Here is an 11,925-nt window from a genome sequence, read left to right on the forward strand (position 1 = left end):
ATAGGCGCGGCGAAGCTACGCTTCAATCCCGCGCGTCGGTCATTCCGCTTTTCGGATCAAGGGGGTGGCAATTTGGCAACAGCTGCCGATACGTGCGCGTCAACGCAGCGTGATTTCGACCGACGAGCCCGCCCTGCCCGAGGTGCGGCGAGCGATATTTCGCGACGCGACGCCCCGCGCCTCCAGATAATTTTGCACGACCGCGGTCATCCGGTCGTTCGGTCCGACGATTTCGACCCTGCCGCCGCAATCGCGCGCGACCTTGCCCAGCATGTCGAGCATGGTGCGCGAATCGGGCGTGATCGCCGCCATCGCGCTGTCGAAAGCGATTGGATAAGGTCCCGTATTGCAAGCCGCCGAGCCCAATTCCTTAGGAACGAACGCCTCGGTGATGTCCGAAACGACCGCCGGGGGCGGGCCTGACGGCATCTCGGCCTCCGACGACGCCGACGCGCCGCTATCAACCGGCGCGCCCACCGGCTGTCCGGACCAATAAGCCGACGCCGCCCAGATCAACAGCGCGACGCCGATCGCGGCGAGTGCGATCAAGCGGTGGCGACGCACGAACGCGCCGACATGGCCGAGCCGGTCCGGGGCGACGTCGGTCGCCGCCGGCGTCGTTTCCGGACGGTCGGCGATGGGCAAAGGCGTGGCTTCGGCTTTGGCGCCCGCAAGGGCCGCCAGGCGTTCGCGCGCCCTGCCTGCCAGCGGATCGCCCGCGTTGCCCGCGATCCAGCCGCGCCACTGGCCTGCATCGGCCGACTGTTCGCAGCGCAGATAATCGCCGAGCCCGGGCCGTCCGACAAGGCGGCCGATCCGCGCCACGATTTGCCGCCAGCCCTCACCCGACAGAAAATCGGGACGGTCGAACAGGTCGACCGCCTGTACCGAGGCGAATTCGAGCGGCGGCAGGCAATCGTCGAGCCGCGCCGCAACCAGCCTTTCGCTCTGCCGCCCGGTCCGCGCCTCGGCGCGGATCCAGTCGCTGTCGGCGGCCAGCTCGGACCAGAGAACGAGCACCGCCTTGGCGCGGCGTACCTCGCGCTCGATCTCGCGGTCGAAATCGGTGCCGGGTTCGATATGCGCGTCGAACCACACCGACAGCTTCAGGTCGACGAGCGCGTTATAGATCGCAACGCAGCGCGCGCGCTCCTCGCGCTTGTAGCTGATGAAGACGTCGGTCATCTCTTGCCTGAACGCACAGGTTTAACCCTGGCTCCAAAGCATCGTCATCTCAACCGCGAACGCGATGAAGGTCAGCGTCAGCCCGATGACGAACAGGCGGTATGCATAAGCGAGATAGCGATATTTGCGCCGCGCGAGCACGACGCCGTTCTGATAGGTATCGCGCAGCATCATTTCGTAGAGATCTTCCTCGGTGCGCAGCCGCGCCTTTACCGCGGCAATGAACTCATCCTCGTCCATCTGTTCGAAGCGGCCGAAGAACAGGATGTTGCTGTGATCCTTGCCGTCCTTGTAGACGACCGGCGGCGCCTTGCCGACGCGCGGCAGCACCGCCGACACCGCGAGCAGCGCCGACAGGAAGGAAAAGGTCGCGAGGATGGTGAGCGGCATCGCGAGCGCGCCCGCCCCCGACCGCGCCTGGCCGATCGCGAGGGTGAAGACAACGAAGGTCGCGCCCATCAGGATCGACGCCTTTTGATCGGCCATCTGCGACAATTGCATCGTGATCTGCTGGCTGGTGCGCACCAGATGCACCGCGTTCGGCGGGAAGGAAATTCGCGGCCGCTCCGGCGATGTCGTTGATTCTGCGCTGTCCATGCTGCCCTGCCCCTGCCGGCGACCCGGTCACAGGGATGACATGAAGTGCCAGGGTCGGCAAGATGCTGCCCTGTTCCCGCCGCATTCGCTTGCCAATCGGGCGACAGCGCGGCATTCCCGCGCGCAACTACATTCCTTTATGGGACGCACCAAATGAGCACCGCCCTGCGCGACCAGATTTTCGGCCTGATCGGGCCTTTCAACAAGAAAGGCGTCGAACTGACCGACGCGACCACCTTTGCCGGCGACCTCGAGTGGGACAGCCTGACGGTGATGGACTTCGTCGCCGAGGTCGAGGACACGTTCGACATCATCATCAGCATGAACATGCAGGCCGAGATCGAAACCGTCGGCCAATTGGTCGCCGCGGTCGAGAAACTGCAGGGATAGTTTAAACTTCCGTTCGCCCTGAGGAGCCATTGAGCTTGTCGAAATGGCATCTCGAAGGGCCCTTCGAGACGGGTCTTCGCCAAGGCTCAGCCCCTCCTCAGGGCGAACGGATGTTGGGATAGAAAAATGACCGACCTCTTTTCGAAATTCGACCCGCTGATCCAGCAGCGCGAGGATCTGCTCGCGACCGGGGTCACCGATCCGTTCAGCCTCGTGATGGAAAAGGTGATCTCGCCGACCGTCGCGGTCTGCAACGGGCGCGAGACGATCCTGCTCGGCACCTATAATTATATGGGCATGACCTTCGACGAGGACGTCATTGCCGCGGGCAAGGACGCGCTCGACAAGTTCGGCAGCGGCACCACCGGCAGCCGCGTCCTCAACGGCACCTACCAGGGCCACAAGGAGTGCGAGGACGCGCTCAAGGAATTTTACGCCATGGATCATGCCATGGTATTCTCGACCGGATACCAGGCGAACCTCGGCATTATCTCCACCATCGCCGGCAAGGGCGACTATGTCATCCTCGACATCGACAGCCACGCATCGATCTATGACGGATGCGCGATGGGCAACGCCGAAATCGTGGCCTTCCGCCACAATGACGTCGAAGCGCTCGAAAAGCGGCTGAAGCGCCTGCCCCCCGAGGCGGGCAAGCTCGTCGTGCTCGAGGGCGTCTATTCGATGCTTGGTGACATTGCCCCACTGAAAGAGATGATCCGCGTTTCCAAGGAAAACGGCGCGATGGTGCTGGTCGACGAAGCGCATTCGATGGGCTTCATCGGCGAACATGGCCGCGGCGTCGCCGAAGCGCAGGGCGTGATCGACGATGTCGATTTCATCATCGGCACCTTCAGCAAGAGCGTCGGTACCGTCGGCGGCTTCTGCGTGTCGAACCATCCGAAGTTCGAGATCCTGCGGCTCGTCTGCCGCCCTTACGTCTTCACCGCCTCGCTGCCGCCGAGCGTCGTCGCGACCGCGGCAACGAGCATCCGCAAGCTGATGCACGGGTCGAACAAGCGCGCGCATCTGTGGGAAAATTCGAAGACGCTGCACAAGGGATTGCGCGATCTCGGCTTCACGCTCGGCACCGAAGAGCCGCAGTCGGCGATCATCGCGGTGATCATGCCCGATCTCGAAAAGGGCGCGATGATGTGGGAAGCGCTGCTCGAGGAAGGGCTGTACGTCAACCTCGCGCGCCCGCCCGCGACGCCGGCGGGAATGACGCTGCTGCGCTGTTCGCTGTGCGCCGAACATTCGATCGAGCAGGTCGGCGAAATCCTCGGCCGTTTCGAGCGCGCGGGTCAGCGCGTCGGCATTATCGGCTGAGCCGAGCCAGTCCACCGACCACCGGATTCCTTTTCACGGCGAGTTGAAGCCGCGCCCGGGCGGTGGGGGCTTCGGTGCTTTGCGGCGCCGCGCTTGTCCGGTAAGACGTGCGCGTGTTCGAGAGGGATGGCGATACGGAAACCGAAAGCAGGCGGGAGCGGATACGCTTCTGGCTGACTATCGGCATGGCGACGGTGCTGACGGGTGTCGTCGCGGCGCTCGTCCTGCTGCTTGCGCGCGCCAACGACAATTACGACCGCTCGCTCGGCTGGCAAACACAGAGCATGGAGGTCATCTCGCAGACGCGCTCGCTCGACGCCGCGCTGGCGCGCGCCGAGGCCGCGCTCGGGCGCTTTGCCGTCGGCCTGCAGAAAGAAGATGGGCGGGTCTTCGAGCAGCAATGGGGGATCGCACGCCAATATCTCGCCCTGCTGAAACGCAACGTCCGCGACAACAGCGCGCAGGCCGAACTCGTCGACGAGCTGACGACCGAAATGGACCGTCGCGGCAGCCAGCTTGGCGATGCGGCGCTGAGCGCCAATTACAACCAGACCGTCGCCGCCATTTCCAAATATCATGCCGCGGGCCATGACGCCGGCCTCGGCCGCATCGACAAGCTGCTGACCCGGATCATCGGCAACGAACGCACCCTGCTGCGCGAACGCAACCGGGTCGCCGCATCCGACCGCGCGAGCCTGAACCAGGCCTTGTTGCTGTTCTCGCTGCTTGGCGCGGCAGCGGCGGTGCTGGCGATCGGCGCCACCTTCTCGCTCGTTCGCGCCGAAGCCGAACGCCGCGTCGCGCGGCTCGACCAGGCGGCCGAAAGCGACCGCGCGATGCAGCTGAAGGAGGCGGTCGACGCCCGCACCGCCGAGCTGGCAGACGCCAATATCGCGCTGCGCAACGAGATGACCGAGCGCGAAGCTGCCGAGGCGCAGCTCCGCCAGGCACAGAAGATGGAGGCGGTCGGCCAGCTGACGGGCGGCATCGCGCATGATTTCAACAATATGCTCGCTGTCGTCGTCGGCGGGCTCGAACTTGCGCAGCGCTGGCTGCCGGGCACCCCCGAAAAGGCGCAGCGCCACCTCACCAACGCGCTCGACGGCGCCAACCGTGCCGCCGATCTGACGCGGCGACTGTTGACCTTTGCCCGGTCGGAACCCGCGCGTCCCGAAATCACCGTCGTCGACGAGTGCATCGCGAGCTTTGCCGAGTTGATCGAGCGGACGATCGGCGACCGGATCGCGCTGACCCTCGACCTGCAGGCCGAAGGCCTCGCCTGCTGGCTCGACCGGCAACAGTTCGAAAATGCGCTGCTCAACCTCGCCGTGAACGCGCGCGATGCGATGAACGGTCATGGATCGCTGACGATCCAGACCATCGATGACGGCGAAGACAAAGCCCTCGCCGTGCAGGTGATCGATACCGGGTGCGGGATGTCGCCCGAGGTGCTCGAACGCGTCTTCGATCCCTTTTACACGACAAAGCCCGCGGGCCAGGGAACGGGTCTTGGTATGAGCCAGGTCTTCGCGTTCTGCCGCCAGTCGGGCGGCGAGGTGCAGGTTTCGTCGACCGAGGGCGAAGGCACGAGCGTCGCGATGCTGCTGCCCGTGGCGAAGCCTGGGCTCGACGCGGCGACCGAGACGGCTCCCGGCGATGTCGACGGCCCCGCTTCCCCCGCCGACGCGCTGAGCATCCTCGTCGTCGAGGACGACGAACGCGTCCTCGCCGCGACGGTGGACGCGGTCAGCGAACTTGGCCACACGGTGGTCGCATGCGGCAACCCGCTCGAGGCCGAAGCGCTGGTCGAGGGGCGAATAGCGGAGGGGGGGAGCGGTTTCGACCTGATCCTTTCCGACGTACTGATGCCCGATCTCACCGGCCCCGAGATGGTCGCGCAGCTGAAACAGCGCTGGCCCGAACTGTCGGTGCTGTTCGTGACGGGTTATGCCGGCGATGCGGGCGAGGTCGCAGCCTTTGGCGACCATGACGTGCTGCGCAAACCCTTCACCCTCACCGCGCTCGACCAGGCGATCCGGCGGTGCGGCGACACGCGGCCGACCGAAGGCCAGCGGCTGGCCAGCTAGTTTAGCGGATCGCGCCACTCTTCATCAGGCGCGGCACCAGCGTCAGCGCAGCAATGAGCGGCCAGCGGCGCTGCCACGGTTTGATCTCGATCTTCGTTCCCGCGTGGCGGTTGATCTTCCACGCCAGATAATCGATCCCGCCGGCGTAGGTCAGGCTGGCCTTGGCGAGCCGCACGATGCTGAGCGCCTTGCCCTCCAGCCGCCGCCGCGCCCAGCCGCCGCTACGCGCGCCGGTCGGGATCGCGGCCATCGCCGGGATGCTGAAACGCGCATAGCGTTCGGCGTCGGAATCGACGACCGACTGCGCCCGGTTGGTCCGCTCGGCGCGCAGTTCGACCGAGTAAGTGAGCGCGAAGGCGCGCCGCCACCAGTCGAGCGGCGCCTCGCCATCGACGGGTCCTGCGGCGGCGAGCAACGCCGGGGCCGCGCGCGCAACCGCTGCCACCGCACGGCTCTTTGCCGTATCATCGACCGCCCAGACCAGCCGCGACGGCTGGGCAAAGCGCGCCCACACCGACACGTTGCGCGTCTCCGCGCCGTTCAGGCGGTGAAAATCGGCCTCGCTCAGCACCGCATATTTGGCGATCAGCCCGTCGTGCTGGAACGGAAAGACATTCGGCGGAATCAACCGGTTCGCGACCGCCATCCAGCGTTTGGGATAGGCATCGCCATAATCGGACACGATCAGGTAGAAATCGAGCATCAGCCCGTCGAGCTGCGTTTCGCGCAGGCAGCTGCCATAGAAAAGCACCGCGCGCGCTGTCCCGGGATATTGCGCGGCGATCGCCTGCGCCATCGCAGCGGCGCGCGGGTCGACGGGGATCGACAGTTCGGCGCGGACCAGATCGATCAGGTCGGACACGCGCGGGCGCTCAGGCGGCGAGGCGCAGGAACGGAACCGGCTGCGTCGAGGTCAGGATGATCGGCATGCCGTGCTTGGCCTGGAAGATTTCGCCGTCGAGGATGACGTTCGAGCGGTCGCCCTCGATGCGGATTTCGTCGCCCTGCTGGAAATGCACCCCGTCGAGCTGGTTCTGCCCCAGCGTGCCGCGCCACGTCGCGCCGAGCATACGGACCAGCGCACCCATGCCACGTTCGACCGCGAGCAATTTCATCTGCCCGCTCTCGCCCGCGCTGTCGTTGGTGCGGATGCTGAGCAACAGCTTTTCCAGCGTCGTCACGATCAGCAGCGAAAACTTGCCCTTGAACTCGCCCTGACGGATCAGCGACACCGTCATCGCTTCGGGCTTGGGAGGCAAGCGCCCGCCGCCGAGGCCGAACATCATGGCAAACAGGCCAAGGATCGCCGCCAGAAAGTGCGAAATCCCGTTCGGCAGGCCGAGCGGGTAGATGCGGTTGCGGCAGTAAAGCATCACATCGGCGAGATAGGCGCCGCCGAGGAACATGCCGAGCACCGGCCGCGCTTCGCCGCCGCTGTCGAGCGAGATCAGCTGGCGCTGGATCACATGATCCTCCAGCCGGCCGGTTTCAACGAGGTCGATCACCCGCTGCAGCGCCTTGATCGGATCGCCTTCGGCGCCGAGGTCGAGCGCGATCAAATTGGTCTTGCCATTGGGAAGCACCGCGACCGGCGGCGGCGAACCGCCGAAATGACCGCCCGAATAAAGTTCGGTGAGCGCGGCCTGCACCGTGCCGTCGCCGCCATTGATGACGACGATGCGCGGGCCGACCATCGCCATGGTGCGAATGGCCTCGCCGATCTGGTCGACGTCCTCGACTTCATAATGAAAAATGTCGGGGTGCGCGGCGCAATATTCGCGAACCCGCGGCAACAACGCGCGGTTGCCCGTCGAATGCGGATTGGAAAGGAGCGCAACGCTGGCCATATATCCCCTTATCCGACCGGGTCGAAAGACAGGCCGTTGACGTAATTCAGCACGACCGGCACGCGCTTCGTGGCGCCGCCGACCGCGAAACTGACCTGCGCCAGCTTGGGCTTCCGCTTGAAGATGAAATCGCTGACCTTCATGTCGGGATTGCCCGACAGTCCGGCGCCGTCGCTGCGGTCCGACTTGCCATTGCCGTTGATGTCGTGACGCACCGAAATGACATAGCTGCCCTGCTGCTTCACGGGCACGCAGACCGACATGGTGCCGGCGCGCGACACGGGTACATCGACCCGTTCGATCCATTTGCGCTTTTCCAGGTAGCTGCCGTTCGCGTTGTAAATCTGGACGCGCAGCGTTCCGGTGCGCGCCTTGAAACCGCGCACATCGACCTGGACCGCGGTGGCGTTGCTGTTGCACAGGGCGGCGCTCGGGCCCAGCGCAGCACCCTGCGCCGCGACGGGCGCGATCAGCGCTCCGGCGGCACCGGCGGCGAGTATCCCGGCAAGAAACATTTTCGACATGACCTCAATACCTCCAGAGGTTATAGCCACGCCAGCAAACGCACGAAGCGCATGCTGACACGGGTCCCTGTCGCCCATGAATCGGCATATCGGAACCATTTGCGGCCAAATCATGGTGATGGGGCGACGAAAGATTGAATAAGCTGCCTGCCATCGACCGCTACATCGCGCGGCTCATCTTCTTTCCCATGCTGGGTACGCTCGTCCTGTCGGCGATGCTGCTCGTGCTGGAGAAGATGCTGCGCCTGTTCGACTTCGTCGCCACCGAAGGCGGACCAGTCAGCGTCGTGTGGCGCATGCTCGCCAATTTGATCCCCGAATATCTCTCGCTCGGCATCCCGATCGGGTTGATGCTGGGGATTTTGCTGGCTTTCCGAAAGCTTGCGACGTCGAGCGAACTCGACGTGCTCAAGGGCGTGGGCATGAGCTTCGGGCGGCTGATGCGCGTGCCCTATGCCTATGCCATCGCGCTGGCGCTGCTCAATCTGGCCATCGTCGGCTTCATCCAGCCCTATGCCCGCTATGCCTATGAAGGATTGCAGTTCGAACTGCGTTCGGGCGCGCTCGGCGCGTCGATCAAGGTCGGCGAATTCACCAAATTGGGCGACCGCATGACGCTGCGGATCGAGGAAAGCTATAACGAGGGGCGGTCCTTGCGCGGCATATTCGTGCGCGGCGAAAACAAGGACGGCCAGCGCGTGTCGGCGACCGCGGCGCGCGGCCAGTTCCTCGCCACCGACGATCCCGACACGATCATCCTACGGCTGACGCAGGGCGTGTTGATCCATGAATCGCCCAAATTCGCGGTGCCGCGCGTCCTGACCTTCGACAATCACGACCTGCCCATCCCGCTGCCCAAGATCGAGGCGTTCCGTACCCGCGGCGGCGCTGATCGCGAAATGACGATTCCCGAGCTGTTCGTCGCCGGCAAGGATCAGCGCCAGTCGGTGCAGACCCGGCTCGAATCGCGCGCGAATTTCCACTTCCGCATCGTCGAGGTGATGTCGATGTTTCTGATCCCGCTGATCGCGATCGCGCTCGCCATCCCGCCGAAACGGTCGACCTCGTCGCTCGGCGTCTTCCTGTCGATCGTGCTCCTCGTCACCCAGCACAAGATCAACCAATATGCCGAGGATATGGGGGCGCGCGGGGTCATCGACCCGCTGATCGCGCTGTGGGTTCCCTTCCTGCTGTTCGCCGCACTGGCGATCTGGATGTATTACACCGTTGCGCATGTCCCCGGCGGCCAGCCGATCGGCGCGCTCGAGCGTGTGGCGGCGAAGGCGGCGCAGAAGATTCGCGGGATGCTCACGATGTTCCAGCGCAAGCCACGGACGACCTGATGCACCAGCTCCATTTCTTCCCGTCGCGCACGATGGCGCTCTATGTCGGCCGCCTCTTCCTCGTCCGCTCCTTCTCGATCCTCTTCGCGCTGGTGCTGATCCTGCAAACGCTCGACCTCTTGGGCGAGAGCGGCAAGATCCTCGCCGTCGCGGGCAACGGCGATTCGGATGTCTGGCGCTATGTCGGCATGCGACTGCCGCAGATCGTCGAGACCTTCCTGCCCTTTTCGGTGCTGCTCGGGACGATCCTGACGCTGATCACGCTCAACCAGAATAGCGAGGTCGTCGCGATGAAGGCGTCGGGCATGTCGGCGCATCAGGTGCTCGCGCCCTTGTTCCTCGCCGCGCTGCTCGTCGCGGGGATCAGCTTTGCGTTCAACGAACGCATCGTCACCCGCTCGACCGCCGCGCTCAGCGCATGGCAAAAGGTCGAGTACAGACAAGTCCCCAGGGACAGCGGGGTGCGCAGCAATATCTGGGTCCGCGACGGCGACAATCTGATCAACGCCGAAACCGTCGAAACCGGAGGGCCGGCGATCGTCCTGCGCGGCGTCACCGTCTATGAACGGACGGGCGGCGTGCTGTCGTCGATGCTGAAGGCGGCGAGAGCGCGCGCGGTCGACGGCGGCTGGGAACTGACCGATGCCACACGCTTCCTGCGCCGGTCGGGCACGATCGAAACGCTCGGCACGATCGTCGCGGCGAAGGGCGTGCGCCCCGACCAGTTCACGCTGGCGCAGGTCGACGGCGACGAACTGCCGTTCCTCGAGCTCAAATCGGCGATCGCCGACCTCGAGGCCGCGGGGCGGCCCGTCGACGCGCTGAAGGGCGTACTGTGGCACAAGATTTCGGGGCCGCTGTCGGCGATATTGATGCCGCTGCTCGGTGCGGTCGCGGCCTTTGGTCTTGCGCGCTCGGGCAAGCTGTTCGTCCGCGCGATCCTCGGCATGGCATTGGGCTTCGCCTATTTCGTCGCCGACAATTTCGCGCTCGCGATGGGCGACCTCGGCGCCTATTCGCCCTTCCTCGCGGCGTGGGGGCCATTCATCCTGTTCGCGCTGATCGGCGAAATGATTTTGATCCGGACCGAGGAATAGAGAGCTCGCCGTTCAGACAGTAAGGCCGCTCACGACCGGAAGCTGCCCTTCCTTTCATCGTCATCCCGGACTTGATCCGGGGTCCATCGCTGCGCCGTCGTCGTGGATCCCGGATCAAGTCCGGGATGACGAAGGCAGGAAACGACCGATTGCAGTCACCAACTTCTCGTCATCCCGGGCTTGACCCGGGACCCGCCTTCCTTCTTCCCAACCGAGAAAAGACAAGGCGGGCCCCGGGTCAAGCCCGGGGTGACGAATAAGGGCCGTCCGCTCCCCACCCCAAAGCAGTCATCCGCTGGGGCTGGGGCAGCCGGCTATTGTCGATTCAGACCGCAGCCCCGCCCCGCGCCGAGCCCGCCACCAACCGCACGACCAAGCCCGGCAGCCCGGCATAATTCGCGCCATGATATTGCGAATCCGCGGGCAGCGTATCCTTCAGCCGGCGATGCGCCTCGGCGAGCGAATGATAGGGAACGCCCGGCAGCAGGTGATGCAGCGCATGATAGCGCAGCCCGACCGGCGCCCAGAGTTCGGGCAGCAGCCCCGGCGGCGGCACATTGACGCTGTCGAGGAACTGCGCGGTCACGGTCAGCACCTCGCCGTCATTTTCCCACAGATGCGCGACGAGGGTGCGGATCTGGTTGAGCACGACGGTCGCCGACGCGATCGCGCCAAAAATGAGGAGCGCGCGCAGCGGCACCCAGCCGAAGGTGCCGGCCGCGATCAGCAGCGTCGACCACGCCCATGCGCCGCCTTCCTGCCACGCCCATTGGCGGCGGAACTCGCCCTCGGGCGCGCGGCGGCGGAACAGCGGGTTGATGATCAGCCCCGAATAACGCTCCATCACGATCCGGCGCAGCGGCGGGATCAGGAACGACAGCGGGGTGAGCACCGCATAGCGGAAGAGCAAGGCGAGCGGCGCGAAGGCGGCCGCGACGACGAACAGCGGCACCGTCCACGGCTTCATCAGCGCGAGCGGCAGATATTCGGGATCCTCGACCGTGCCATATTTGGTGCGGTTGTGGTGCAGGCTGTGGATGCCCTCGTACATGAACGACGGGATCAGCAGCGGCACGCCGACAAGGATATTCCACCACAGCCGGAAGCCGGGCAGCGCGTTCTTGCGGATATGGGTGATCTCGTGGATGAAGCTGCCCGCGCGGTAAAGCGCGAGCACCGCGACTAGCGCCGCGACGAGCGCCCACGCGGTCGACGGCGCAAAAATCGCGCCCGCGACGCCGGCATAGCCGACGAAAGCCGAGGCGAGAAAGTCGGTCCAATAGATGCGCGGGCTGGGCGCGGTGAGATCGCGCGTCAATTCCGACGCCGCGCGGATCATCGCCATATCGTCCGCGATCGCGGATTTCGGGGCCGGCGCCGCCGACGGGGTCGACTGCCGGTCGACAAGAGTGTTCATCGCTAACATATCCGGCTCTTCATCATGATTTCGTGGCAGCAAAATGGCCAAATGCGGGTCGCCAGTGCCACAGCTATGCCCTAATGCGTCGCCAAACATATAGGACGCA

The 11,925-nt window shown here is 65.1% G+C and carries 11 protein-coding genes; 5 read left to right on the forward strand and 6 right to left on the reverse strand.

What is annotated here, in order from left to right; all coding sequences use genetic code 11:
- Window positions 1-99: 99 nt before the first annotated feature.
- Window positions 100-1,185, reverse strand: a complete 1,086-nt coding sequence (locus V6M50_RS01395) for a toll/interleukin-1 receptor domain-containing protein (RefSeq protein WP_332816743.1) — start codon at window positions 1,183-1,185, stop codon at window positions 100-102.
- A gap of 21 nt (window positions 1,186-1,206) precedes the next feature.
- A complete protein-coding gene (locus tag V6M50_RS01400) occupies window positions 1,207-1,782 on the reverse strand; it encodes a Pycsar system effector family protein (protein WP_332816744.1) in 576 nt (191 codons plus the stop codon).
- Window positions 1,783-1,935: 153 nt separating this feature from the next.
- On the opposite strand from V6M50_RS01400, the gene V6M50_RS01405 reads away from it, so the two are divergent.
- The 3 genes from V6M50_RS01405 (at window position 1,936) to V6M50_RS01415 (ending at window position 5,588) form a co-directional block, all read left to right on the forward strand.
- Complete coding sequence (locus tag V6M50_RS01405) at window positions 1,936-2,172, forward strand: acyl carrier protein (protein WP_088472186.1); 237 nt, start codon at window positions 1,936-1,938, stop codon at window positions 2,170-2,172.
- A gap of 126 nt (window positions 2,173-2,298) precedes the next feature.
- Window positions 2,299-3,501, forward strand: coding sequence for a serine palmitoyltransferase (gene spt / locus V6M50_RS01410; protein ID WP_332816745.1), 1,203 nt, complete (start codon window positions 2,299-2,301; stop codon window positions 3,499-3,501).
- A 185-nt stretch (window positions 3,502-3,686) separates the two neighbouring features.
- The gene (locus V6M50_RS01415; RefSeq protein ID WP_332816746.1) at window positions 3,687-5,588 is read left to right on the forward strand and encodes an ATP-binding protein; all 1,902 of its coding nucleotides are present in this window, start codon (window positions 3,687-3,689) and stop codon (window positions 5,586-5,588) included.
- Window position 5,589: 1 nt separating this feature from the next.
- Here V6M50_RS01415 and V6M50_RS01420 read toward each other — a convergent pair whose 3' ends face one another.
- Genes V6M50_RS01420 through V6M50_RS01430 form a run of 3 tightly spaced genes read right to left on the reverse strand, consistent with a single transcriptional unit; the run spans window position 5,590 to window position 7,959 of the window.
- The gene (locus V6M50_RS01420; RefSeq protein ID WP_332816747.1) at window positions 5,590-6,450 is read right to left on the reverse strand and encodes a hypothetical protein; all 861 of its coding nucleotides are present in this window, start codon (window positions 6,448-6,450) and stop codon (window positions 5,590-5,592) included.
- 10 nt (window positions 6,451-6,460) lie between these two features.
- Window positions 6,461-7,435 (reverse strand): diacylglycerol/lipid kinase family protein, encoded by a 975-nt coding sequence (locus V6M50_RS01425; protein WP_332816748.1) that lies wholly within the window; start codon window positions 7,433-7,435, stop codon window positions 6,461-6,463.
- Window positions 7,436-7,443: 8 nt separating this feature from the next.
- Window positions 7,444-7,959, reverse strand: coding sequence for a DUF2141 domain-containing protein (locus V6M50_RS01430; RefSeq protein ID WP_332816749.1), 516 nt, complete (start codon window positions 7,957-7,959; stop codon window positions 7,444-7,446).
- Window positions 7,960-8,093: 134 nt separating this feature from the next.
- On the opposite strand from V6M50_RS01430, the gene lptF reads away from it, so the two are divergent.
- Entirely contained in the window at window positions 8,094-9,302 is a 1,209-nt protein-coding gene (gene lptF, locus V6M50_RS01435; protein WP_332816750.1) for an LPS export ABC transporter permease LptF, read from the forward strand.
- Window positions 9,302-10,399: an LPS export ABC transporter permease LptG gene (gene lptG, locus V6M50_RS01440; RefSeq protein ID WP_332816751.1), complete on the forward strand. Its 1,098-nt coding sequence runs from the start codon at window positions 9,302-9,304 to the stop codon at window positions 10,397-10,399. The genes lptF and lptG overlap by 1 nt, the downstream gene beginning before the upstream one ends.
- 325 nt (window positions 10,400-10,724) lie before the next feature.
- Here the strand turns inward: lptG and V6M50_RS01445 are convergent, their stop codons facing one another.
- On the reverse strand, window positions 10,725-11,816 hold the full coding sequence (locus V6M50_RS01445; RefSeq protein ID WP_332816752.1) for a fatty acid desaturase family protein: 1,092 nt from the start codon (window positions 11,814-11,816) through the stop codon (window positions 10,725-10,727).
- Window positions 11,817-11,925: the final 109 nt, after the last annotated feature.

Source organism: Sphingopyxis sp., from assembly GCF_036675685.1.
GTDB lineage: Bacteria > Pseudomonadota > Alphaproteobacteria > Sphingomonadales > Sphingomonadaceae > Sphingopyxis.